Annotated in this window: 21 protein-coding genes; 2 read left to right on the plus strand and 19 right to left on the minus strand. The window is 46.3% G+C overall.

What is annotated here, in order from left to right:
- The first annotated feature begins 138 nt into the window (after window positions 1-138).
- A complete protein-coding gene (gene cbpA, locus ACP4IT_RS05100) occupies window positions 139-780 on the plus strand; it encodes a cyclic di-AMP binding protein CbpA (protein ID WP_011667295.1) in 642 nt (213 codons plus the stop codon).
- A 148-nt stretch (window positions 781-928) separates the two neighbouring features.
- Here the strand turns inward: cbpA and ACP4IT_RS05105 are convergent, their stop codons facing one another.
- From ACP4IT_RS05105 to ACP4IT_RS05150, 10 genes are all read right to left on the minus strand, one after another.
- Complete coding sequence (locus tag ACP4IT_RS05105; protein WP_011667294.1) at window positions 929-1,309, minus strand: type II toxin-antitoxin system PemK/MazF family toxin; 381 nt, start codon at window positions 1,307-1,309, stop codon at window positions 929-931.
- A gap of 35 nt (window positions 1,310-1,344) precedes the next feature.
- Window positions 1,345-1,572 carry a hypothetical protein gene (locus ACP4IT_RS05110; protein WP_011667293.1) on the minus strand — a complete coding sequence of 76 codons (228 nt, stop codon included), beginning with the start codon at window positions 1,570-1,572 and terminating at the stop codon, window positions 1,345-1,347.
- A gap of 88 nt (window positions 1,573-1,660) precedes the next feature.
- The gene (alr, locus tag ACP4IT_RS05115; RefSeq protein ID WP_011667292.1) at window positions 1,661-2,782 is read right to left on the minus strand and encodes an alanine racemase; all 1,122 of its coding nucleotides are present in this window, start codon (window positions 2,780-2,782) and stop codon (window positions 1,661-1,663) included.
- Window positions 2,776-3,144, minus strand: coding sequence for a holo-ACP synthase (gene acpS, locus ACP4IT_RS05120; protein WP_011667291.1), 369 nt, complete (start codon window positions 3,142-3,144; stop codon window positions 2,776-2,778). The genes alr and acpS overlap by 7 nt, the downstream gene beginning before the upstream one ends.
- Before the next feature lie 192 nt (window positions 3,145-3,336).
- The gene (locus ACP4IT_RS05125; protein WP_024525681.1) at window positions 3,337-4,479 is read right to left on the minus strand and encodes a hypothetical protein; all 1,143 of its coding nucleotides are present in this window, start codon (window positions 4,477-4,479) and stop codon (window positions 3,337-3,339) included.
- 228 nt (window positions 4,480-4,707) lie between these two features.
- Window positions 4,708-6,279, minus strand: coding sequence for a DEAD/DEAH box helicase (locus ACP4IT_RS05130; protein ID WP_011667289.1), 1,572 nt, complete (start codon window positions 6,277-6,279; stop codon window positions 4,708-4,710).
- Window positions 6,280-6,468: 189 nt separating this feature from the next.
- Window positions 6,469-7,854, minus strand: coding sequence for a UDP-N-acetylmuramoyl-tripeptide--D-alanyl-D-alanine ligase (locus ACP4IT_RS05135; RefSeq protein ID WP_156646739.1), 1,386 nt, complete (start codon window positions 7,852-7,854; stop codon window positions 6,469-6,471).
- Between the two features lie 186 nt (window positions 7,855-8,040).
- Window positions 8,041-8,826: a hypothetical protein gene (locus ACP4IT_RS05140; RefSeq protein WP_011667286.1), complete on the minus strand. Its 786-nt coding sequence runs from the start codon at window positions 8,824-8,826 to the stop codon at window positions 8,041-8,043.
- A gap of 74 nt (window positions 8,827-8,900) precedes the next feature.
- Window positions 8,901-9,797 carry a zinc metalloprotease HtpX gene (htpX, locus tag ACP4IT_RS05145; RefSeq protein ID WP_011667285.1) on the minus strand — a complete coding sequence of 299 codons (897 nt, stop codon included), beginning with the start codon at window positions 9,795-9,797 and terminating at the stop codon, window positions 8,901-8,903.
- Window positions 9,798-9,805: 8 nt separating this feature from the next.
- Window positions 9,806-10,381 (minus strand): LemA family protein, encoded by a 576-nt coding sequence (locus ACP4IT_RS05150; RefSeq protein WP_011667284.1) that lies wholly within the window; start codon window positions 10,379-10,381, stop codon window positions 9,806-9,808.
- 168 nt (window positions 10,382-10,549) lie between these two features.
- Between ACP4IT_RS05150 and ACP4IT_RS05155 the strand changes: the two genes are divergently transcribed.
- Window positions 10,550-11,020, plus strand: coding sequence for a low molecular weight protein-tyrosine-phosphatase (locus ACP4IT_RS05155; RefSeq protein ID WP_011667283.1), 471 nt, complete (start codon window positions 10,550-10,552; stop codon window positions 11,018-11,020).
- A gap of 81 nt (window positions 11,021-11,101) precedes the next feature.
- Here the strand turns inward: ACP4IT_RS05155 and ACP4IT_RS05160 are convergent, their stop codons facing one another.
- The 9 genes from ACP4IT_RS05160 to ACP4IT_RS05200 all read right to left on the minus strand — a co-directional run bounded on the left by ACP4IT_RS05160 (window position 11,102) and on the right by ACP4IT_RS05200 (window position 24,406).
- A complete protein-coding gene (locus ACP4IT_RS05160) occupies window positions 11,102-13,252 on the minus strand; it encodes a lectin-like domain-containing protein (RefSeq protein WP_156646738.1) in 2,151 nt (716 codons plus the stop codon).
- A 338-nt stretch (window positions 13,253-13,590) separates the two neighbouring features.
- Window positions 13,591-15,726: a lectin-like domain-containing protein gene (locus ACP4IT_RS05165; RefSeq protein ID WP_082265168.1), complete on the minus strand. Its 2,136-nt coding sequence runs from the start codon at window positions 15,724-15,726 to the stop codon at window positions 13,591-13,593.
- Between the two features lie 358 nt (window positions 15,727-16,084).
- The gene (locus tag ACP4IT_RS05170; RefSeq protein WP_107696615.1) at window positions 16,085-17,128 is read right to left on the minus strand and encodes a DUF916 and DUF3324 domain-containing protein; all 1,044 of its coding nucleotides are present in this window, start codon (window positions 17,126-17,128) and stop codon (window positions 16,085-16,087) included.
- Window positions 17,129-17,210: 82 nt separating this feature from the next.
- Window positions 17,211-17,885 carry a WxL domain-containing protein gene (locus ACP4IT_RS05175; protein WP_015473340.1) on the minus strand — a complete coding sequence of 225 codons (675 nt, stop codon included), beginning with the start codon at window positions 17,883-17,885 and terminating at the stop codon, window positions 17,211-17,213.
- Between the two features lie 34 nt (window positions 17,886-17,919).
- The gene (locus tag ACP4IT_RS05180) at window positions 17,920-18,606 is read right to left on the minus strand and encodes a WxL domain-containing protein (RefSeq protein WP_015473339.1); all 687 of its coding nucleotides are present in this window, start codon (window positions 18,604-18,606) and stop codon (window positions 17,920-17,922) included.
- 12 nt (window positions 18,607-18,618) lie between these two features.
- Window positions 18,619-19,050, minus strand: coding sequence for a hypothetical protein (locus ACP4IT_RS05185; protein WP_086231813.1), 432 nt, complete (start codon window positions 19,048-19,050; stop codon window positions 18,619-18,621).
- A 618-nt stretch (window positions 19,051-19,668) separates the two neighbouring features.
- Complete coding sequence (locus ACP4IT_RS05190; protein ID WP_426855234.1) at window positions 19,669-22,083, minus strand: lectin-like domain-containing protein; 2,415 nt, start codon at window positions 22,081-22,083, stop codon at window positions 19,669-19,671.
- 573 nt (window positions 22,084-22,656) lie between these two features.
- On the minus strand, window positions 22,657-23,289 hold the full coding sequence (locus tag ACP4IT_RS05195) for a WxL domain-containing protein (RefSeq protein WP_024855167.1): 633 nt from the start codon (window positions 23,287-23,289) through the stop codon (window positions 22,657-22,659).
- Between the two features lie 493 nt (window positions 23,290-23,782).
- On the minus strand, window positions 23,783-24,406 hold the full coding sequence (locus tag ACP4IT_RS05200) for a WxL domain-containing protein (protein ID WP_172757579.1): 624 nt from the start codon (window positions 24,404-24,406) through the stop codon (window positions 23,783-23,785).
- Between the last annotated feature and the right edge of the window lie 7 nt (window positions 24,407-24,413).

Consider the following 24,413-nt stretch of genomic DNA (forward strand, 5'->3'; position numbering starts at 1 on the left):
ATCCGTTGACCCTCCCTTAGCCAAACTTTCTTTTATTTTACCACGAATTTCATCGAAATTTTCTCCCCGTTTCACTTAGAAATATGGTATTATTAAAAGAGATTATTAGAAGTTTCTAATTTTAGGAGGTCATCAGCTATGCTGTTAAAGTCCCTAGTGAAACCGAAAGAACGGTTAGTGACGGTTCGCGAGGATGTCACCTTGGAACAGGCACTAAAGGTTCTGGAAGATTCCGGTTACCGGTGTGTTCCAATCCTTGACGAAACGGGTCAGATTTTCCGGGGCAACATTTACAAAATGCACATCTATCGTCACAAATCTCGGGGCGGTGATATGCAGCTCCCCGTGACATCTTTATTAAAGAACGCGACGAAGTTCATTTCCGTGAATGCTGCCTTCTTCAACGTCTTCTTCTCCATCAAGGATTTGCCTTACATCGCTGTTCTCGATGATAAGAACGCTTTTTATGGGATTTTAACCCATACCCGTCTGATGGATATGCTATCCCAATCTTGGAACGTCAACATCGGTAGCTACGTGTTAACCGTCGTTTCTGCTGGTGAACGGGGTGATTTAGCCGGTATGGCTAAGGTCATTACGAAGTACACGTCCATTGCGAGTGTCATCAGCCTTGACGCCCAGGAAGGTGAATTGGTTCACCGGACCATGTTTACCCTACCCGCGGAAGTCGACGAAGAAAAGCTCGACCGCATCGTTAAGGCTCTGGAACGCAAAGAATTCCACGTGCCAGAAATTGAAGACTTACGTCACGAAAATTAGTATATGAAGAAATCGGCAAAGCATGCTGGCTTTGTCGATTTTTTATATCCAGTGATCATTACCTGGGCACAATTATTAGTGAACATAAATACCCGTTAGCAACGTGTTCCACCTGCTAACGGGTTATGTCATTCACTATGTACAATTGCTACTTAACTTTTTTCTTACGTGCCTTGTCCACCAAGCCAATGCTGGTTGCAAGTGCCGTGTCCACCGCTGCCATTGTTTTTACATCCAAATGAGTCACTTGGTCTTTCAACCGTTGCTTATCAATTGTCCGAATTTGTTCTAACAAAATAACCGAATCCCGTTCAATCCCAGTACGAGCGGCAGAAATGCCGACATGCGTCGGCATTTTTGGCTTCTCGATTCGGGCGGTAATCGCTGCGACAATCACGGTCGGACTGTAGTGGTTCCCCACGTTGTTTTGAATAATCAACACGGGGCGCATGCCACCTTGCTCCGAACCAACAACTGGTGAAAGGTCGGCAAAAAAGACGTCACCGCGTTTGATTTCAACACGGGCCATAGGCCGCCATCCCCTCACTATTTAAATTTTTTATACTAACTCTCTGCTCTACGAAACTGGGTTAACCGCCGTTCCGCTTCCTCTTCACAAGGCGTGAACGCCTGTGCGAGGTCCCGGTTGATGAGCGCCATCGCCTGATACCCAACAATTAAAGCTAACTCCCGTGAGGCAGCCGCTCGTAATGGCACTAATGCCTGGCGCTGCTTGGTACGAGTCATGTGAAGCCGCAACGTTACTGGTTTCAATTGTCGTGATTGAGCCATGGAATTTTGCCCCTCCTCAAGTTGTTAATCACTTCGTCTCACTTAGTTTACCACGAAACATCATTTCTGGACACAAAAACGTCATAAATTAGTGACGATAAACTCGTGGTAAGCGACTTGTGAAGCCACAGGCAAGCTCATAATGAATTGTTTGACAATAATCGGCCATTTCTTGAAGCGTAATGACGTGATCACCATCACGACCAATCAAAGTCACCCGCGTTCCTCGGGCGTAGTCGTGAGGCAAACGAATCATCAGTTGATCCATGCACACACGCCCAATAATTTCACAGGCCTGACCATCAACTAGTACATGAAAACCTTGCAGTCGTCGTTCGTAACCGTCTGCATAACCAATCGGCACAGTCCCCACCCATTCCGTCTGTTGAGCGGTGTACGTGGCCCCATAGCCGACTGATTCACCGGCAACGACTTGTTTACTATGAACCAACTGGCTGGTTAGACTCAGCGCTGGCTTTAATGCATACGGCGCTGGAATAGCAGTTCCGGAAGGATTTAAACCATATCCTGCAACACCGAAACGAACCATGTTGTCATTGCAGGCTGCATGCCAGAGACTCGTAGCGGAATTTGACACGTGGACGTACCGTGGTCGTTCTTTCAAAGCAGCTGTCAACGTTTGCCACTTGGCAACTTGTTGCTTAAAGTACGTCTCATCTGGACTATCAGCCGTGGCAAAATGCGTGAAAATACCTTCAAAGTTCAACGTTGCGTGGGTTGCCAAATAACTAACCGCTGTCGTCAGCTCAGTCGTTGTTTTAAACCCAATTCGGCCCATTCCTGTATCCAATCCTAAATGAACCTGTAACGGTGCTGTTGGTTGTGCCAGTGCCAAGTAGGCGTCCGCAGCAACTAACCAGTCAGTCGCCGCAACGGTTGCTGAGATGTGCTGTTGCGCCATCAACGGCGCATCTTCTGGCTCCGTCACCCCTAATACGAGGATCGGTTCATTAAAACCGGCTGCCCGTAATTCCAGGGCTTCATCCAAAATGGCCACACAAAAACCAGTGGCACCGGCCTCTTTAGCCACCTGAGCCACCTGAACAGCACCATGCCCATACCCGTTAGCTTTAACCACCATAAATAACTCACAGCCACTCGCTAACCGTGTCACTTCAGCCTGAATATTATCGTGTAACGCTTGGCGGTCAATCACTAATTGTGTTGGCCGATGGACCCCAACTACCATGATTCGTTCCCTCTTTCTAGAATAACCTGTGTCATCACGACCGTCTCCGTGTGTGAAATCGAAACGTGCGCAATTCCCCCAAATGGTTGGCGACGCACCACTGGCCGCCCAGCATCATTATCCCGAATCTCAATGTCTTGAAAGGTCACAGTCGCCCCAATCCCCGTCCCCATTGCTTTACTGTAGGATTCTTTGGCTGACCATCGTCCCGCAATGAATTCCAATGCGCGTTGCCCACTCAATTTCTGGTAATCAACGCGTTCATTCGGTGTCAAGACTTTAGTTAAAAAACGTGGTTGGCGTTCAACAACCCGCTGTACCCGTTTTAAATCAGTGATATCAATACCGGTTCCGTAAATCATGGTGTTCACCTCGCTTAAAGTCTAGCTATTATTTTAGCACAGCCACCCCTAATTAGGGTTACAAGTTACTGAGTTAAGTCGAATTTTAACTTATTATCAGACCATTTCACAGATAAACCCCTAAAAGATTTGGCCATTCGCACAAAAAAGGTAGCCGACTCGCAGTTCGACTACCTAGTAAATACTTATTGATTAATGCGCAACGGTTTCACGGAGCCGTAATTGCGCAGCTACAGGATTACTGGTTGGCATGGCATCTGCTGGTAAGACCTCGACCTGTCCACCTAAGCGGCTGACCTGCAGGGCCAGATCATTGTATAGATTATTCTGCCGACTTAACGCTGTGGCTGTCATCACCGTTCCCTTTTCAGTTAAATGGCCTGGTTGACTGGCATCATCGCGTAACCACAGCTTCGCCACTTGCCCTTGTACGGCCGCCGTCGCTAATGGACCCAAGTCTTGGACAACCTGTTGATTCTGCCGAACTTTAGCGTAAGCATCCCGCCGAATCTGTGTTGCCTGCTGGTGTCGCTGTTCCGTAATTGACAAGGCCAACGCCGCTAATGTTTGATTGGCTGCCGCCAGGTTCGGTCCCTGAACAACGCGCACGACATGGTCTAAATAAGCATTCTGAGCAAATTTACGGAAGTTCCCTTGATCACTTGCATTGGCTACCAGAATCAATGGAACTTGATCAACATTCGAATAGTGCTGGGAAACATACGCGTCAACCATCATGAAATAATTTCGTTGATCCGCTTCCCGGGCTGTATCTAAAGACCCGGTTCCACTGTACTGGGTATGTTCTCCGGCAGATCGCTGCCAACGCCCACGGTCCCGCAGTTCACTTCCCAGGGCCTTTTCCAACGTTACGGGAGCATCGACTGGTAAGTTCACCATTTCTGGCCGCCCATTGCGCACCTGTGCCAGATCAAACGCATCACGACCTAAAAGCAAGATGTCGTAATCACTGGTCTTATCTTGGGCCTGTAAAATAGGTAATACATTCGGTTGATACGTAACCGTCACTGTGGCCGCCACCGGTGTGTGTAGCCAATAATGATAACTATCACTGGCGCCCGCCATAATCAGCAGACCTGTGGCACTCCCATTAGTCAATGGGCCGTGTTCAAACGGCGTGAACGATTCAGCATAAGCAGACCACGTTCTGTCAGGTGCAACCTTCTCAAGTTGTTCTTTTCCCTGTTTTAGCAAACTGTTAAATTGGGTGCGGTCAGTCGCGGGGATTCCCGTGACTGGCAGAGTCATGGTAACGAATGGACCTGGCTTAGTGGCAAGCGTCAATGCAGCATGTAAGTCAAAATTATTGGCCATGATAATACCTCCGTAGCGGTTTGCTATAAGCTTATTCGTATCAAATCTATAAGTACATAATAGCATGCACCCGTATTGAACGCAAGCCAACTTTTCTATCCAGAATCCATTTATAGTGTGAACATAGCTATTTAAGCCTGCTAAATCAACCTTTTATGCCACAAAATTTTTTAATAAAAAAGCACTCATCACTAGGATGAGCGCTCTCCAATCAATTCTCATGTAAAACTAGTCTTTCTTTCGAATGGTGAAGCCGCGGCTACCACCTTCGTTACGCCGACCACCGCCATTGTTGCTTCGGTGACTCCGGTTATCACTATGGTTACGTGAGTCATGGTTGCGTGAACCATGGCCACGATCATTACCATGACGATCTGAAGAACGGTGTCCACCACGGTAACCGCCACCGCCATTACCGCCGCGACGATTGCCACCGCCATGATGGTAGCCGCCACCGCCGTGACGTTTGCCACCGCGCTTAGGCAATGGTCGTTCTGGCGTGATCTTAACGGGTACTTGGTTATTGTCATCTTTCGTGACATCACTCAAGAGCGCCGCAACTAAGTCTTCGGCATCGTATTCGTTTAGCAAGCTTTCAGCTGCCTTAGCATACTTTTCCTTATCCGCCTTGTTGACCAGGTCAGCAATGGTTTCCTTCGCAGCACCCAATTGGCTGACGAACGCTTCTTCATCCGAAGGTGGCTTCAAAGGTAACATCCGCACCTTTGTCAGCTTTTCGATTTCACGCAAGTAGTCCATTTCGTTTGGTGTCACAAACGTCATGGAAACCCCATGCTTCCCGGCACGGCCAGTCCGGCCAACCCGGTGAACATAACTATCGGGATCTTGTGGAATATCGTAGTTATAAACGTGGGTGACATCGTTAATATCAATCCCCCGCGCAGCAACATCGGTTGCCACTAAGATATCCAACTTACCGTGACGGAAGTCGTTCATGATTTGGGTCCGGCGCTTCTGCGTCAAATCCCCATGAATCCCAGCAGCGTTATAGCCGCGGGCTTCCAAACCACTGGCAATTTCATCTACCCGCCGTTTTGTCCGGGTAAAGACGATCGTCAAATCTGGTGATTGAACGTCAAAGAACCGCGTCATGACATCAAATTTTTCGAAATCACGAGAACGCACGTAGAATTGGTCAATCAAGTCCGTGGTTAATTCCTTAGCCTTGATCTTCACATGCTTAGGGTCCTTCATGAATTGGACACCAACCCGTTTGATTTCAGGCGGCATCGTTGCAGAGAACAGCATCGTTTGACGTTCTTCTGGCAATTGTTTGATAATATCTTCAATATCGTCTAAGAAACCCATGTTTAACATTTCATCGGCTTCGTCCAAGACCAACATTTGTACGTGGTCTAACTTCAACGTGTGCCGCCGAATATGATCCAATAACCGACCCGGGGTCCCAACAACCACTTGCGGGTGATTCTTTAAGGATTTAATCTGACGACGAATATCAGCGCCACCATAGACAACTTGCACGTTAGCCCGTTCAGTCCGGCCTAACTTGTAAATTTCTTCTTGGGTTTGGATAGCCAATTCCCGTGTTGGTGAGACAACCAGCGCTTGAACATTTTCGTTACTCTTATCAATTTTTTCCAAAATTGGTAAGGCGAAGGCCGCAGTCTTCCCGGTACCGGTTTGTGCCTGACCAATCACATCTTGGCCGGCTAAAACCATCGGAATTGTCTCGGCTTGAATTGGGGTCGCTTCCTCGTAACCTACTGACGTAATTGCTTTAAGTAGGTCTTCAGAGAGACCCAGTTCTTTAAACTTCAAAAATAATTTCCTCCTAAATGAGTTCGTCGTTTTAGTGCCTCAGGGCTCTTGGAAAAAATCCGTTTTCCATGACGCGAACGATGATTGGCTAAAACGGGGTTCGTTTCAAAAAATACAACTAAACCATCATACAACGCTGAAAGAAAATAAGCAACTCCCAGCTCTCGCAGAAGTTGCTTTGCTTTCACACTAATTTTCAGAAGAATCCTGCAAGGACGCCAATACTTGTTCTAAATGAATCCCGTGGGACCCTTTCAATAAAATCTGATCATCCGCCGTCAGCTGGTTTTGTAGATCAACCGTTAACGTCGCCAAGTCAGTCGTCTCATAATGAGAAACAGCTAACTGTGGCTGTTGCTGTGCCAAGGCAGCCTGTAGTGCCAACATGTGTGGACCGACCAGATAAACGTGGTCGATCTTCGTTGCATCAATAGCGCTTGCCAAGCTAGCGTGCATCGCATCAGCCTGGTCGCCTAACTCCAGCATGTCCCCTAGGACCACATAGCGCTGACCAGTTACTGGCGTTTGCGAGAAGGCCGTTAAGACTTCCTTAGCCGCCGTTGGGTTTGAATTGTACACATCACTGAGAATGGCCGCACCAGAGGCGCTTGTCACCCATTCCGCCCGGTTTTCCGTCAAGCTAACGGTCGCGAGCGCTTGCTTGGCACTCTCTGGTCGAATCCGATATAGCATTGCTACGGACAAGGCCGCCAAGGCGTTATTGACATTATACGTCCCAATCATTGGAATAGTAAATGTCACTTCCGGCCACTGATTCGTGGTAAAACTGGTCGTTGTCGGGGTTCCCGTAACGTCAGTCGCGAACAGATCATCGGTGCCCTGCTGGCCAAAAGTAACCTGTCGCTGGATCAATTCAGTGGCACGCTCGCGTAGTAAGGGTTCATCACCATTAAAGACAAACACGCCATCATCACTCAACCCGTGTGTAATTTCCATCTTCGCATCCGCAATCTTATCGCGGGTACCAAAGAATTCAATATGGGCTTCCCCAATCATGGTAATCAGCGCCAAATCTGGTGAGACCAATTGGCTCAAGAAATCTAATTGTCCGGGACGATCCATTCCCATCTCAACAACCAGCATTTCGGTATTGGGCTCCATGGATAACACCGTCATGGGTACCCCAATCTCATTATTAAAGTTCGCATGTGTCTTGGTGACATTAAATTGCGTGCTCAAAACCGCCGCAATCATATCCTTAGTTGTGGTCTTACCATTGCTCCCAGTGACCGCCACCACCCGTGGATTAATCTTAGACAGATAGTATTGGGCGAGGGTTTGTAAGGCTTTCAGCGAATCATCGACTTGGATAACTGGGAAGTCAGCGGGGGCGGACGCTAGGTCACGGGCCCAAAGCGTTGCCACAGCTCCATGGTCGATGGCAGACTGAATAAATTGATGACCATCGTGTTCACCAGTCAGGGGAATAAAGAGTCCTCCCGGTTGGAGGTGTCGGCTATCAAATGCCACACTAGTCACACTGACACTACCCCATTGTTCGAAATCATTGATTGCTCCCACTGCGTGAGCAATTTCAGCAAGCTGCATCTTCATGTTTTCTACTCCTAATTAGTGAAACGGCCGCCTAAGGTCGCCACGTTCTCGAAATAATTCTGACCAGAGGTATTCGCTATCTCTGATATAAATTCTGAATTTCATTATACCATGGATTACGCCAGACAATCTTAAAACTAACGCAAAAACCACCGATGACAACTCGTCACCGGTGGTTGACAACTTCTAAATTAATTCACTCACATCATTAAATACCTGATTATCATGAATGCTCAGCGCCCACTCACGCGTGGTCAAATCATAACGCAAACTAGCGACCTCACGAGAGTCGGCGTAAACGTCCTCTTGTGTGTACCACGCATTTTGGTGCTCCGGATGGGTAATCGCGCGCACAGGAATCACATAAACTCGCCGTCGTTCAACTAGCTGATCGAACGCCACAATCATGCCATCCATTAGCCCTTGTGTCAGCTGCAACAGAATTTCATGCGGTACATCGCTAATTGCCAACGGACGGGCAAAGACCCAACGGTTATTGTGCATGGCGCGCAAATGCCGCTTGATGCTAACTTCTAACACGTGATCGACATCACCTAGGTGCCGATAATACGTCTTATAAAATCCGTCTCGCAAACTTAAAGAAACATAATTGTTCTGTAGTTTGGCATAAAAGGGTGTGCGAATATGGGTATCCATATGAGCTAAATATAATAGCTCCGCAATCTCCGTAGGTAACAAAAAGTCCAAGTCATCACTGTGTGCATAATCTAACCACTTAACCGCGTGGTCGTGTTTACCTAACAAATACCGGCGAATCTGCGCTTGCCCGGTTATGGTCTGCAACCGAGTATGCGGATTGATTTCCACATCGTTGCCAGACTCTTCGTTCAGCAATAATAATTGGTTCGGAATAGCTGGGATTCCGTTCAAAAAATCAGCGGGTAAAATTCCCAGCGAATAGATCATATTCGTCACCGGCTCTAAACTAATATAGATAAAATTTCCGCGCATGGTTGCACACTCTTTCCCCTAGTTTCAATCACACCTAATTGTACTACGAAACCGACTACCGGTGCCCACTTATTTTACATTTTTTCCAGCCGGGCAATTCGATCGGCAATCGGCGGATGGGTTGCAAAGAGGTCGGCAAATTTTTGTTTGTGCTTGAATGGATCACTAATATAAAGTGCGGCACTGTTAGGATCAGCAGCTTTCATGGGCTGACTGTCATCAATCTTTCGTAACGCATTAATCAGGCCTTGTGGATTACGCGTCAGCTCGACACTAGAGGCATCTGCCAAATACTCTCGATTGCGGGATAAGGCCATCTGCGCAATACTAGCTGCTAACGGCGCCAAGATAATCAGGAAAATGGAAATGACTAAACCAATGATATTACCGGCCGAGTCATCACGATCATCTCGCCGCCGCGTTGCCCCACCCCACCAGAACCAATTGCTGGCAAAGTTAACCAATAAACCAATGGCCGCGGAAAGAGCTAACGCAATGGTCTGCAAGCGAATATCATAGTTACGAACATGGGACATCTCATGCCCAATAACGCCTTCCAATTCTTCACGATTCAAGCGTTCCATGATACCCGTTGTCACTGCCACCGCAGCATGCTTGGGATCATTTCCCGTTGCAAAGGCATTAGGACTGGGATCATCGATAATGAAGACCCGCGGCATCGGTACTTGTGCCACTAACGCCATATCCTCAATCAAGTGCCAAAGCTGTGGCGCTTGACTAACGTCTTTAATCTCACGGGCATGATTCATGCTCATCACCACATTGGTTGACTGGCTAATCATAATCAACATATAGACGACCGCCACCACTGCAGCAATCACGGTTCCTGACACCCAACTGTTCCAAAAGAGGTAACCCAATGCTGCACCAATCGCTAAAGTTAAGACGCCGAAGCCAAACATGACGTAACCCGTGCGCCGTTTGTTCGTAGCAATTTGGTCATATAACATATGATCGCCTACTTATCTGACCCAAAGTCATCAAAGTTAACCTTGGGCGTGGTTTTTTCTTCTTCTGGCACTTGCAAGTATTCGCCAGCTTGGAAATGGTGTACTTTAGCCACGATGTTACTTGGGAAGGATTGAATCTTCACGGTTAGGCTCGCCACTGAACTGTTGTACAATTGCCGCGAATAAGCAATTTTATTTTCCGTATTCGTCAGTTCTTCCATTAACTGGCTAAATTGCGCATTGGCCTTTAAATCTGGATAATTTTCAGACAGAGCGAATAACGACCGTAACGTCGTCGATAACTGATTAGAGACTTCCATCGTCTGTTGATGGTCATCCGCCGGCACTGCCGTCAATTGGTTGCGCAAGGCAACCACTTTCTTTAACGTCGACTGTTCAAAATTAGCATATCCCTTGGTTGTGGATACCAAGTTGGGAATTAAGTCATTCCGCCGTTTCAACTGAACGTCAATTTGACTCCAGGATTCTTGGACATTTGTCCGACTACGAATCAAACCGTTATAACTGGCAACATACCAGATAACAAGTAAAACAATGATGATAATCGCAATAATCGCAACCATAAAATCACGCCTCCATAAAATTATTTTGTCCCCTACAGAACTCACATATCGGGCTACTGGCTTGGTCTAGGAACTGACCGAATTTTCTGCTAAACTAATCATAGCAAAAGGCTCCACCCGAGACCAGCAACTTGGCTTTATTTTACCATTTGTTAGGAGGATTTCTGTATGCAACACATTTTATTTGTCTGCTTAGGTAACATTTGTCGTTCCCCCATGGCCGAAGCCATTTTCCAACAATTAGTCGCTGACCGGCAATTAACCGATCAATTTGCGGTAGCATCGGTAGCGACCAGTCCTGAAGAGGAGGGGAATCATCCCCATCCCGGTGCATTAGAAACGTTACGTGCCCACGGATTGGATGCCAGTGCCCATCGTTCACGACCAATCACGGCTGCCGATTTTGCGTGGGCCGATACCATTATTACGATGGATCACAGCAACGTCGCTAACCTTAAACGCTTGGCGCCTACCCCGGCGGACGCCGCTAAGGTCCACTTGTGTCTAGACATCTTACCCGATCATCAACATGAAGCGATTGACGATCCGTGGTACACACATAAGTTCGAATTGACCTATCAGGAATTGGCTAAATCACTGCCGGCTTGGCTGGATAAATTATCACAAACGCCAGCCTAACACCCAAAAACAACTAAAGAATCGGACCTTTCAAGTGTGTTGAAGAGTCCGATTCTTTAGATTTTACCTTTAGCGTTCCGCTTAACTCGGTGCATCCTTTAAACTCCACGTAATTGTACCGTCATAATTTCCAGCCGTCGTTGCACTGGGAATCTTTAAAAATAGTCCCTTCGATGACGAATCAGTCCACGTACTGGACCACTGCTTGCTAACAGTTGTAGTAGCGGCCGAATCTCCCGTATCAATGGCAGCATCTTGATTACTCAAAGTTGTCACGTTCCCATTTCCTGGTTGGTACACAACTTCCCCCGGGAAGCTTGCCGCCAGTCCCGTTAGACTAGCACTCAAGGCCCAGTGTTTGCCTGTTACTCGCGTATCCGCAACAGAAATATTGGGTTGGCTACTTGGTGCAATCGTGGCCGCTGTTCCGGTTAATTCCGCATTAAAAGCAATGTTGCTGGTCACATTCGAAAATGTTAATGATCCAACGTTGATGGTGGCCTTAATCACATCCGACACGTTGGTACCGCCGTTGTAAATTGCGTAAAGCGTCACGGTATTGGCCCCCGGCAATAGCAAACTAGCCGGCACCGTATACGAAAAGGTGCCGCCATCTCCGGCAGTCGTGGACGTCTGCGTCTGTCCATTTACCGTTGGTCGCAAGGTCACCGCCTTACCCGCTGTTCCCCCGTAGCCAGCATCACTAGCCGTACTCGTCAACGAATAGGTAAAATGCCCGGTCAACGTGGTATCTTTAACGGCATCCAAATCCATCTGACTCGTCTTAGTCCCGTTAGCGGCAGTCCCAAAGAATAACCGCAAATACCAGTTAGACGCAGCACTAATTGTAAAGTTTGGCGTAGTCGCGTTCGTTAGAGCATTACTCCCATTAAATGTGCTCTTCGCCGCTGCAACCGCTGTTGTGGCATTTTTAACCCCCATAACGTTGCCAATGATAGTGATGGTGGCTGGTGCATTAGTGCCATTCAAGTCATGCGTTAGCTGGTATTTCAACGTCTGCGCACTGATAGTACCTGGATCAATCAGTTCACTCTTACCATCCGCATAAGTCACCCTCGCATAGCTCACCGTCATATTATTGGGAACCGCAATTTTAGCCACAATATCCTTCCAATCCTGTGAGCCACTGTCGTAGTTCAACTTGTACGCTAATTGTAGCTGATCGCCTGACGTAACGGTGTCCCCTGCCGCAATCACCTTATCCGTCGTCAAATCTGTTGCCGTTACAGATGCACTACTATTCACGACGCCCGGAACCTGCTCGAAAATCACCAGATTATTCTCCCAGTTCGTACCGGTTGAGCCTGTAAATCCCCAGCGTGCGTAGCCAGTATTATTCGGATCAATCTTCGTCGTATCAATAGAAACTGTCTTCGTACCCACGGGCGTCTGGGCATTGCCGGTGCTCGGGTCCTTATCATTATAACTATACGTCATCGTCTTAGCAGTCGCATCCCACCTCATTGTCACATGATGCCAAGCACCATTAGATAAGAGACTATAACTGTTATTTTGAATAACGCCTTGATGTTGCATAAGCACATAGGGATTATCAGGATTTAAATTATTCGTAACATACGTCAGACCAGCTCCCGGATAGTTAGACGCAATATGGGGATAGGATCCAACCGATGTATCAAAGGCCGATCCCTTGCGACTCTGCGTATTACTGAAACTATCAAACTCTAACGCCCAGCTATTCTGAATCGCTCGTGATTGAATTTGCGGATTAGTGATACCATCGTCAACACCCCAAACCCCCAGCGTTTCACCATCACCAACCGTACCACTGGTCGTCTTAGCAATGGCGTCCACCCCCCGGGCATCATTTTGTAACACGAACGCCATCCCGTCGCCCGCACTAGACGTTCGATAGCCAAAGTACAGCCACATAGAGGCTGTTGCGTTCTTATTCAAGTTGAGCCGATAGTTATCCGCCGTCCAAATAGTCCCCACTTCGTTGGTGGTATCTGTCAGCTGAACCAATTGTGTCCCATCACCGCGATTACTGTCAATCACTTTAGCTGAATTACCGCCACCAGTGCTAGTATTAAGGGTCCCCAGCTTAAAATAATCATTCAAAGGCAGCCCCTGTGGCGCGGAACTAATCGCATTACTCAAATCATTATTATCAGCCTGAGCAATCGGACCGCCCAGTAATCCAGCCACAACAAGTGCCAAGCCACCTAAGAACCAACGTTTGATCCCCATTGTATCGTCTCCCTACGTAACTTCACCTTCCAGCGTGTACAATATAAACCATTCACAAAGCATCATTTGAATTTTCCTAATCCAATAGACGTTTAACCGCTTTCATTTTACCAAGTTAAACTAAAAAAAGATACCTTTATTTACCGGTTAATTAATCAAATTTCACTTTCATTAGTCATAGAAAAGATGTTGATTGACAGCACTTATTGGCCATCACCATTTATCTTGTTTTAGGGCAATTCGGGGCATTTGTAACCCTTACCTATAACGACAAATATTAATAAAAAAAGGCCGTCAAAAATCATTCAAGATTTCTGATAAGCCTTCTTAGGTGTTTTCTAGCTAGGCGTATCGTCTAGTTCCCAATTAATCTGACCGTTATAATTACCAGAAGTCGACGACCCTGGCACCTTCAAGAATAGGCCCTTAGAAGCGGCCCCCGTCCAAGTCTGACTCCAGTCATCACTGACATCGGTTGCTGAACTAGCGGCTTTCCCTGTATCAATTGTTGCCGCTTGATTATTTAACGACAGTGACGAGCCATCACCCGGCTGGTAGATCAGGGTCCCAGGGAAACTAGTGCTCATCGCTGTTAACGCCGCCTTGACAGTCCAACTGTTCTTACCCCCACGTGTATCACTGACCAACACATCTGGCTGGCTAACTGGTGCAATCGTCTCAGTGTTTCCAGTTAACGTTTCGTTAAAGTTAATCGTGTCGCTGACTGATTGAAACCCTAGCGCTCCGGCCGTCACCGTTGCAGTAACTGGGGTTGAATAAACGGTCCCGGTAGAAGCCGCATATCCCGCCGTCAGGGTCACATAATTTTCACCGCTAGTCAAGTCAGCAGTGGCAATATGGTAACTAAATTCTCGCGATGTTCCAGAAGACACTTTAACTGAGCTCAAGGCTTTCCCATTAACGCTAGGATACAAATCAACTGCAGAACCATTAATTAAGGCCTCTGAACTGGGCGTATTGTCTTGTGCAAACGTAAAGTACCCAGTCAAGTCGACCCCATCCGCTGTCGTAGTCATCGACGTTGTGGTCGTCCCAGTACCAACCACGCCGAAGTACAAGCCTAGTTGCCAGCTGTTACGAGGGTTAATCGTGTAGGCCGGCGTACTCGCCATCGTCAACGCATTCGAGCCGTTAAAGTGACTGGTTGCGGCCGGCACACTCACGGCTGACGACGTACTTGAATTCGTTGCCGAACCATATACCGAAACCGTCGCCACATTGTTAGTCGTATTCAGGTCATCAATAGCTGCCGTCAATGCTTGGTCCGACAGTTGGGACGTATCAAGCAAGGCTGTTTTTCCATTAGCATAGGTGACCTTTGCGTAGTTGGTAGCGAAACTATTTGGTAGATTGATCTTAGCGTTAATCCCGGTCCAACTTTTAGAACCACTCGTATAATCTAAACGATAATCCGCCCGGAGCGGTGTTCCCGCATCAATGGTATCTCCTGTGGCAATCTGTTTGTCAGTCCGCGTATTGGTAATGGTTGCTGTCGCCGAACTGTTAACAATCCCGGGTAACTGTTCAAAAATCACTAAATTATTTTCCCAAAGTTCTCCGGTTGAACCTGTGAAGCCCCAGCGTGCCTTACCCGTACCGTTGGGATCGATCTTACTCCGGTCAATCGTAACGGTCTGGGTCCCCGTCGCCGTCTTTGCGTCACCGGTAGCCGGATTCTTATCATTAAAGGCATACGTAATCGTTGACGCAGCCGCGTCCCATTTAAGCGTTAAGTGTTTCCAAGTGTTGTCCCGCGATGAAAGCAGGTAATTCGGATCACTACTATTTTTCATCAACCCATTGTGATTCAAATAAAAGAAGTCGCCACCGGAACCATAGCTCCCCGCATATCCTGGATAATTAGAAGCGATGTGTTGCTTGGCTACACCGGTTCGTAAGTCAAAATTATTACTGTTCAAATACGTATCGAATTCCAGGGCCCAGCTATTTTGAATACCTCGACTGGCAATCTGTGCTACTGTCCCCTTCGGATCATCGTCAACTCCCCAGACACCTAAAGTTTGCCCATTACCGACGGTCCCATCAGAAGCCCGCGACACGGCATTAACACCGCGCGTATCATTTTGGATCACAAAGGCCATCCCATCACCCGCATCCACCGGATAGTTTCCAAAGTACATCCACATCGATGCCGTGGCATTCTTATTGAGGTCGAGGGCATAGTCATCCCCGGTCCAGATCGTTCCAACTTCCGCTTTCGCATCCGTCAATTGAACCATCTGCGTCCCATCACTTCGTCCCGTATCCACAACCTTAGCCGAGTTACCCGCAAAATCGCCAAATTTAAAATAGTTGCTCAGCGGTAGACCCTGCGGCGCATTAGCCTTGGCTTTATCATAATCGGCATCTGCATGGGCCACTGACATCTGGCTAACTAGGCCGATGGCTAACAGCAGACTAAAACCCCCGATCAACAACCTTTTAAGCTTCATCGTCCATCTCCCAATCCCCAATTTCAATTTAATCGGTCAGCTAAATTCATATCGGCCATATAATATGCATACATTGTAACAAATTAATTCGTAAAAGGCCACATTTATGAACACCGTTTAACAATAACAGTTAAAAGGTTCACTCCCCAACATCAGTCTCCCCATAAACGCTGTCAAACCAGTCTATTCGTTATTTATCGTTGATTAGTTATTCCACAATCAGGCCCAAGTTATGCTAAAGCTGCAGTAATCAAAGGCTTCAAAAATCTCAGCGGATTGGCAAAAGTGTCCAATTCATAATTCCCACAAAAAAACACGGCTCTACTCTGTCAGTAAAACCGTGTTGTAACTTACTCAGTTATTTCGACTCTTGCTTATCATCATCGTCATTACGCTTACGCTTGAGTAACAAGTAAATGATAATCGCTAACAATAAGATAATCAGAATCCCGCCGGCAACAAACCACCAGAGGTAATTATGTTGTTGTGGCGTATTAATCTTATTCTTCAAACTGTTGATTTGCTTTTGGGTTACCGTAAAGTTCTTAACAAAATGCCAATGATAGCCACCCTTAGCTGTTGAGTCCAGCGTTAATGTGTACGTCCCCGCCTTCAATTGGGTATCGCCCCATGGAATGGCATAATTAAAGTTACTGTTAGGTGCCATCGCCATATTCGACTTTTCGTTTTGTAAGACAACCTTAGTCTTGCCAACCTCAGTGACCTTGGTCTTAACTTTCAATTGAGACATCAGACCGGGACGTGGGTTTTGGAGGTTTGCTTCCACTTGGTTATAGGCGTTGATTTGACCAGCCCGAACTTCATTTAACTTCATGTCAGGTGCGACATCAACACTACTTTCACGCAGGCGAACACCAATTACATAGGCGAATTGATTGGTAATCGTAACTCCTTTTTTCGCCTTAGCTTCCTTACCGGCCATCTTCTTGACGTAAACACCACCTAAGATCATCCCATCAATCTTCTTGCTAGGCATCTTATAGGTGACGTAAACGGTCTTAGACGTCTTCGCCGGCACTGTTACCTTCTGTAGCTTCTGTTCGTTAAAAACGTCCTTAATGCCCACTTTTAATGAGCTATCAAGCTTCGGATTACTATTACTGTAGTCAATAACCCCGTTGTTGTTCGTAATTGCTTGGTTGACGCCATATTGGAAAGTCGCCGACTTCTTACTTTGATTAGAAATGACCACTCCTAATTTCTCTTGCTGATTAGGTTTAACCCGCAGCGCAAAATAGGTGACATTCTTATCATCCTGATTCTTTGGCAGCTTTGCCGATACCGTATAGCCAACCCCTTCAGCGTGAGCTGTTGTGGTGTGCCAGCCCGCAAAAGTCAGCAGTGCCCCCAATGCCAAAATCCATTGCCAATAACGCTTCATGATGTAGCCTCCAATTCCCACTATTTACCTATATTATACCAAAAGTAGCGGTGGCGACAGCCACCGCTACTAACTTTTCTACTTATTGCGGCGTATCAGTCAATAGCCAAGTTAATGCACCCTGATAAGTCTGCTGTTGCTTAACAACAGCATTATCTACCAATAGCTTGGTTGGTGCAGTCGCACTACGGTTTACCTGTAACAACCACGTGCCCAGACCAGTTCCTTTGTTCGCCGAAGCAACTAGTGAATAGCTGCCAATCGGAATCAAACTAGTCGCCGAGTCGGTAACCGTCGGACTGGCACTCACATTGGTTGTGCTTGCCTTAGCAAAGGAAGCTGAACCCAACTGTAAGGCCGCCGCTGAAATCTTAGAAAAATCTTTTTCGCCAACTAAGGGACTGGGTTTGACTTGTAATTGCCAACCCGCACCCGTGAAACGGCGGTCGCTAATTTGTACGTAAGCACCCTGATTGGTGGCCGTCGTTACAATTTGCCCTTTGGTAACCTGCTGTTGCTTGAACGTGAGGTTCGGCACATAATCCAAAGTTAATTTACCCTTAGAACCAGTTCCGTCATTTCCAGAATCATCTGGATCGGTTGGCTCGCCCGGATTAACCGGCTTAGTACTTCCATCTCCACTTAAGGTTACTTTAGCAGTGGTCGACAATGACCCTGAATTGGCCAGAGCAGTCGACTGCGCCGTAAACATGATCCCTAGAGTTAGCGAGGCCATAAACCATAATACACGTTTCACGACGACGCCTCCTCACTATCGATGCCTAAACGTCTTAGAATGGGGCGTTCTTTAGAGTCCAAGTTAAGTTAGAAGTGTAAGTACCGGCCGTGTTCCCATCTGGAACAGCCAAGCTAGCGGTATTGAAGCTCGTGTTCCACGTACCAACACCAACTGCCTTAGCGTCACCAGTAATATTTTCATTGCCGGCAGCCGTCACAACTGGTTTTTCGGAAGTCCCATCACCATTTAATTCAATGGAACCCTCACCAGTAGGCGCAGTTGAAGACGTTGACCCAGTCGGTGAAGTAACCGCACCATCAGTTAAAGTCAACACAGCACCTTGCAATTCTGTTCCAGTAGTTGTCGCGAATTGGCTACTCTTCACAGTAACACCCCAGTTGGTCTTAAGACCAGGGTTAACCGTCTGAACTGGTGTATTACCGTCAGCAGTACCGGCTAATTTCAGTGCCTTTGACCCACCAAGTTCACCACCATCAATCGTGTAACTTGGTGCAGTAACCAAGGCCAATGCCCCATCACCAGCGTTACCGCCGTCACCGTTGTCCCCACCAGAAGTGGACCCAGCGGTCAATGCAACCTTAGCCGTCGTGTGCAAATCCCCCGTGTTAGAACCACTGGCACTGTCACTAGTAGCCGCAAAGGCGGTGGAAACTGAACCGAAGCCCAAACCTGCTACCATAGCTGCAGCTGCTACAAATTGTAAAGTTTTCTTAGTCATAATATTATCCCCTCAACTTAAAGTTTTAATTTCTTGCTTCCTACGTTTTAACAACATGCCGATCCAAATCAGCAATAATATGATGATACCTGCCATTGACCCAAAACCGTACCACTGGCCTTCTGACAATTGTGGCAAACGTCCACTCAAACCGGACCGCGACGGTGTCCCAGATACCTGATCACCGTCTTGACCCTGAGCTGCGGTCGGTGAAACCCGACTGCCACTCGGTGACTTAGCTATTGAGCTACCGCTATGATTCCCGCTATCACCCACTGCAAAGTCACCATCCCCTCCGGCAAGTGCGCCGGACGTATCTTTACTCGGTGTCAGCTCCACTTGGTAAGTAGATTGCTGAACATCCGCTAAAGCCACTACGGATTGTCCCCCACCAGCAACGATTAGGAGGCCTAACAGCAACAACCAGATTTTTTTAAATCTCATCACTGTCCCCATCCTCACGTTAGGTGAGAAAATGGCAAACCAAATTCTCAACTTGTGATTAACTAACTTACAGACCAACATTATCTACAACTTTCTTCGTTGAACTCATCGATGATTCATGTATAGAATAGCACGTCTTTTTTACTTTGTCCATAGTTATCGAAATGGATAGCTTGATTTTTTTGATAATTCAGCATTTCTTTTTTTTCGCCGATACTAACCATTAGCTTTGCTTGTTGTCATATCAGTATTTGTTCATCGTTTGAATTATCAATTGAATTCGATTTCACTAATATTTTTTTATCAGAATTATGTAAAATCAGCTCTTTTTATAGTCGTTCATACGGTTCTCAGTTGTGTTCAGTCACACCGCGGATCATCAAAGGCGGATAGTTACCTGTCATAACTATCCTTTTCTCTTATCCTCACCCAATTCTTACCAGATATTGTCTAACAGATCGCCTGATCACGCCTTTTTAAGCATTAATTCTATGAAACATGGTCCATACCCGTAGCTAATCCACGCAACCTTCAGTGATCACAGGCGGTTGATTCTCATAGAACGCAGCAAAAAAAGCAGCTCTAGCTGATTGCTAAAACTGCTTCTAAATTAATAACCTATTGTGGTGCGTCCTGTAAGGTCCAGGTCAATTGCCCGCTGTAAGTGCCGGCCGTATTGCTACTACCAACATCTAATAGCAAACCAGAATCCGTGTTCCAACTACCAGCGACATTCGTCGTTGAACTGTCACTAGCCGTTTTGGTGTGCGTCACGATTGATGTGTTGTCCGCTGTGATGGCTTCCGTTCCACTGGCCGTCTTGTACATTAAGCTGCCTTTTAAAGCTTGATCGTTGACCTTAAACGGCTGTGAAATCTTGGCAGATAACGTCCACTGACTGCCAACAGCCCGAGTATCTTGGACATTAAGGTTCCAATCGCCATTCGTACCAGCAGTCTGCTGACTGCCATCTAACGTTGTATCTTTGAAAGCCGCACTATCAGAGACGGTACCAAAGGACAGCGACCCCAGCGTAATCGTCGCGGCCCCCGTGTTAGACGAGTTCCCCGTACTATCGGTCGCATACACTTCAAACGCATTTTCACCACTGCTTAACTGACTAATTGGAACCGTCACGGTGAAGACACCCGGTTTATCAGTCGCGCTCAGCTTGCTGGTAGCCAAATCATTCCCGTTAATAGACGGGTGCAAGGTTAGCTTATCATTACTGTCCAAAGTAGCTGTTGAGGTGATCTTTCCAGTCAACTTCACATCACTATCACCGGAAGCCGTCACTGCTGACTGATCCAACTGCAGATTCAACGTCGATGGCGCAATTATGAATGACGGAATATCAACTGAAGCAATTGCTTGTGTCCCCGTAAAGCTCCCAGTCGTCGCGGCAACAGTTGTTTTAGCGGTTGGATTATCCGCGACACCGGTCAAGGTAATATCAGCTGAAACATAGTCGCTATCGCTCGCATTGTTGAGCGCATGGGCCAAAGCTAATTTAATACCCGTACTCGACAATCCCGCTACATCTAACGTTGTTGTTGTGGTAGCGCCCGACTTCTGCGTATAGGTCAACTTAGATGACTTGTACGTAATACTTTTTGGTACATCAATTTTAGCCTGAACATTCTCCCAAGCAGACGTCCCACTGTCATAGGAAACATTATAATTGACTTTGACATGGTCATTGCCTTGAATAGTAGCGTTGTCCGTAACATCTTTATTGGTGGTCGTGTCGGTCATAGTCCCACTGGAGTTAATGTTAGCCAAGTTAGGGATCTGTTCAAACGCGACTAAATTGTTTTCACTTGCCTGTCCAGTTGAACCAGTAAACCCCCACCAAACAGTTGGATTAGCTTCCGATGCACCTAGCTTTGAGGGCGTGATGTTAACCTGTCGTGACATATGATTATCTTCAAACGAACCATAATCGGTCCCGTTGCTTTGCTTAGCACCTGTATCTGGATTTTTATCATCATAGGTATAAGTCATAACGCCATCGCTAGTCGATGTTGCTGCCTTGTAATCGATCGATAAATGATGCCATTTACCATTTGATAGTTTCCCCCCACGTCCAGTGTTTGGATATGATAATACACCTTCGTGATTTAAAGTAGCCCAGTTATAGGTTAAATGCTGTGTATCATGTTCCCCAAAAATATCTTTATACCCACCAATAGACACTGAACCTAACGAATGAAGAGTATACGTACTTGGTTCTCCGGGATAGTTAGAAGCAATGTGTGGATAGGAACTAACATTGCCTGCGTTGGCATCAAATCCATTAGCTGCATCCGCAATATCATTATTATCGGCTTTTAAAGTATTATTATCAGCTGTTGTTGGCTTGTTAAAAACAGACCCTATATTCCCAGAAATTTTTTTAATTCCGTCTGGATTAGGACTTGGAAGTACATAGTCTGTGCCATTTGGGATCGCCGCGTTAGGAAATGTATCAAACTCCAACGCCCAACTCTTGGGAATCGCTGAATCTGCTATCGTTCTTTGCGTCTTAGTTCCATTGGCATCAGTTGATACATCTTTCCCCCAAACACCTATGCTTTGCCCTTTATCACTATAAGTCCCTGTACCACCAGAACTATTATTTTGAAGAACAAATGCCATTCCATCACCGACAGTCCTAGTATTACCATTGCCAAAATACAGCCACATGCTGGCTTTTTGATTTTTATACAAGTTAAACTTAAAGCCATCTTTGGACCATACTGTGGCCCCACCATTATAACTATCGGCCGTCAACTGCATGGCCTGAGTACCACTACTGCTGCTATTAGTTGAATCACGGACTTCAGGCGTAAAACCACCTGTCAATCCAGTCGAATCGTAATTTTGTCCAGGAGCAAAGTAATTGGACAACGGCAATCCCTTGGGCATAGTTGCCAAAGCATTCTTCGCATCCTTATCGTCTACATACGCCGCCTGTGCTGTTTTCACCCCTGCCAAGCTACCGAATAAAACTGTTATCATCACAACACTTAGCCCTAGTAATTTACTCCTCATGAGTGATTCCTCCTCAACTACCAAAAACCGCAAATCTTCATTATTATGCAATCGTTTTCTTTGGTGCCAGAAAACCACAAACTTTCCAGCATTCTGAATATCATTTAATCGTTAGCATATTGCCCATCCGATTAAGCAAACCCTAGTCGTCTTACCTAACCAATTACATAATACCGTTCAAACTTCTAAGTTCAGTATACAACCGGCGCCAATTCTTGTCCATCATTAATCATATGTGCAAGAAACATTTATAGAATATTAAAAGTAACCCCCCTTTTTCTAATTATTCAATTCACTTGTTTCCATCTACACCATTGGCGATTCAAGCCACGATTTACGTCCCCTTGTATGATTAATCTGTTGGAGCGTCTTCTGATATAACAACACAAGTAGTTAGACATTAGTGAAAATGATTCATCTAATGTGCCTAAATAATTATTTAAAGTTCTTTCTAGCACCGGACTGACCTTGTTATCACCGTATTGCCAATCAACAAATTTGTATGTAAAAAAGCATAGGAATCATTCACTACGAATGCCTATGCCTTTGAATTCAATATTTTAAAATAACCGACTATGCAGGTGCGTTAGATAGTGTCCAAGTCAAATTCGTCTTGTAAGCTGAACCATTCGTTGAATCTGCAGCAACCGCAGAAGCGGGAATGTTCAAAGTTGCTTTCGTATAATTGGCGTCCCAGATACCTAAGCCTTTTTCTGCCGCAGCAGTCATTACAGGTTGAGCAGTTGTACCGTCAGTACCAGTTCCCATTGTCACCGTTTGTGATGCGGTTGGCGTGGCTGGTTTGGTTGTGTTCGTTGTATCGGTCGATGAAGCACCAGTAGACGTCAATACCAAGCTCCCACCATCCAAAGTATGTGTCCCATCGGTCATCTTATCATTTTTCACTGTAACGTTCCAACCAGAGGCAACCCCGGGGTTTTTAACCGTTAAGTTACCCGTAGCCGTCGTATCAACACTTTGTGCCGTACCATCCAAGGTAGCCGCGCTAAACGTATAACTTGGTGCATCCGTTAACGTAATTCCACCGGCGCCTTCATTTGGATCTCCAGATTTCAATGTAATGTTAGCATCAGTTGTCGCCCCTGTACCTTTTTCATTAACAGCCGCGTGAGCAACCGTCCCCGAAGCCAAACCTAAACCAGCAAAAGCAGCAACCGTTGCAATAATGCTTAAAGTCTTTTTCATTATCATTATCCCCTTTAATATATCCTCAGTGGCTTTAAATTATCTACTATGGCTAGTTCAGATGCTTGGCTCGAGAATACCCTAGTTGTTCTCGCTATCTTCATCGAGCTACTTAACTCATTCCTAACCTTCGAATTCAGTATAACGCATAACCATATTTTTGTCCACTATTAATCTTATGTGGTAACAACATTATTTGCGATTAATCAGGAATCCCATTCATACGTTTCACACCGTATCTAATCTGCCAAGCAATTCCCCATAGGATGGGTCTTGTCTATAGATTTTGGTAGCGGAATCATCTCCGTAATATGGCTAATTGCCAGGCTCGATGTATCATTGCATAATGTAACTACACTATAAACGACACGTTAAACTACTCGCTAAATAGCAAACTTTATTACCGCAATTTAGTTTTGGTTTTCAGTATTTACTAAAAATAAAAAAAGCCTGAACAATCGTCCAAGCTTTAACAGATTTCAATTAATATCGCTTATGCCTTTACGGAATCAACCAAGCTCCAAGTTAAGTTAGAGGTGTAAGCACCCTCAACTGAGTTAGCTGGTACAGATAACGTTGGCTTGGTTGATGAGTAATCAGCATTCCAAGTCCCGACCCCGCCTTTAGCTGGCGCAGTCATCACGTTAGTAGCACCTTGAGAGCCGGCACCAGGCAGTTCAACCTTCGTGGTAGCACCAACACTGGCATCACCAGCAACACCATTACTTGGTGTAACCGTTGGCAACGTGATCGTTGCACCAGTCAAGGTATCTGAACCACTAACCATGGCATCGTTTTGCACTTGAACACTCCAACCATCTTTGTGCCCGGCGTTAACCACCGTTAACGTATCAGTTACGTTTGTGTTATCCGCAGTGCTAGTAACCGCATCACCATTCAATTGAATCGTTCCAAAGTCGATGTCTGGGGCCGACTTCAATACAACCCCGTTATCGCCTGTTCCTGTATCACTGGCTTTCAAAGTAGTCTTAGCTGTCGTGCTCCCACTGTTAGCAGTTGTGCCAAACGTCGCCGCACTCGCGGTAGTAGCAGAAACCAATCCTAATCCAGCAACCAAAGCAGCAATCGCAGCAAATTTCACAGTCGTCTTAGTCATTATCATT

Source organism: Levilactobacillus sp. LN180102, assembly GCF_050106635.1.
Classification (GTDB): domain Bacteria; phylum Bacillota; class Bacilli; order Lactobacillales; family Lactobacillaceae; genus Levilactobacillus; species Levilactobacillus brevis.

What these genes read in the sequence shown, in the direction of transcription:
- ACP4IT_RS05125 (WP_024525681.1), bottom strand. Translation starts at nt 4,479, where the DNA reads ATGGCCAATAATTTTGACTTACATGCTGCATTGACGCTTGCCACTAAG.
- ACP4IT_RS05155 (WP_011667283.1), top strand. Translation starts at nt 10,550, where the DNA reads ATGCAACACATTTTATTTGTCTGCTTAGGTAACATTTGTCGTTCCCCC.
- ACP4IT_RS05150 (WP_011667284.1), bottom strand. Translation starts at nt 10,381, where the DNA reads ATGGTTGCGATTATTGCGATTATCATCATTGTTTTACTTGTTATCTGG.
- ACP4IT_RS05165 (WP_082265168.1), bottom strand. Translation starts at nt 15,726, where the DNA reads ATGAAGCTTAAAAGGTTGTTGATCGGGGGTTTTAGTCTGCTGTTAGCC.
- ACP4IT_RS05140 (WP_011667286.1), bottom strand. Translation starts at nt 8,826, where the DNA reads ATGCGCGGAAATTTTATCTATATTAGTTTAGAGCCGGTGACGAATATG.
- ACP4IT_RS05195 (WP_024855167.1), bottom strand. Translation starts at nt 23,289, where the DNA reads ATGAAAAAGACTTTAAGCATTATTGCAACGGTTGCTGCTTTTGCTGGT.
- ACP4IT_RS05200 (WP_172757579.1), bottom strand. Translation starts at nt 24,406, where the DNA reads ATGACTAAGACGACTGTGAAATTTGCTGCGATTGCTGCTTTGGTTGCT.
- ACP4IT_RS05110 (WP_011667293.1), bottom strand. Translation starts at nt 1,572, where the DNA reads ATGGCTCAATCACGACAATTGAAACCAGTAACGTTGCGGCTTCACATG.
- ACP4IT_RS05190 (WP_426855234.1), bottom strand. Translation starts at nt 22,083, where the DNA reads ATGAGGAGTAAATTACTAGGGCTAAGTGTTGTGATGATAACAGTTTTA.
- acpS (WP_011667291.1), bottom strand. Translation starts at nt 3,144, where the DNA reads ATGATTTACGGAACCGGTATTGATATCACTGATTTAAAACGGGTACAG.
- ACP4IT_RS05160 (WP_156646738.1), bottom strand. Translation starts at nt 13,252, where the DNA reads ATGGGGATCAAACGTTGGTTCTTAGGTGGCTTGGCACTTGTTGTGGCT.
- ACP4IT_RS05170 (WP_107696615.1), bottom strand. Translation starts at nt 17,128, where the DNA reads ATGAAGCGTTATTGGCAATGGATTTTGGCATTGGGGGCACTGCTGACT.
- ACP4IT_RS05135 (WP_156646739.1), bottom strand. Translation starts at nt 7,854, where the DNA reads ATGAAGATGCAGCTTGCTGAAATTGCTCACGCAGTGGGAGCAATCAAT.
- cbpA (WP_011667295.1), top strand. Translation starts at nt 139, where the DNA reads ATGCTGTTAAAGTCCCTAGTGAAACCGAAAGAACGGTTAGTGACGGTT.
- ACP4IT_RS05185 (WP_086231813.1), bottom strand. Translation starts at nt 19,050, where the DNA reads ATGAGATTTAAAAAAATCTGGTTGTTGCTGTTAGGCCTCCTAATCGTT.
- alr (WP_011667292.1), bottom strand. Translation starts at nt 2,782, where the DNA reads ATGGTAGTTGGGGTCCATCGGCCAACACAATTAGTGATTGACCGCCAA.
- htpX (WP_011667285.1), bottom strand. Translation starts at nt 9,797, where the DNA reads ATGTTATATGACCAAATTGCTACGAACAAACGGCGCACGGGTTACGTC.
- ACP4IT_RS05105 (WP_011667294.1), bottom strand. Translation starts at nt 1,309, where the DNA reads ATGGCCCGTGTTGAAATCAAACGCGGTGACGTCTTTTTTGCCGACCTT.
- ACP4IT_RS05180 (WP_015473339.1), bottom strand. Translation starts at nt 18,606, where the DNA reads ATGACTAAGAAAACTTTACAATTTGTAGCAGCTGCAGCTATGGTAGCA.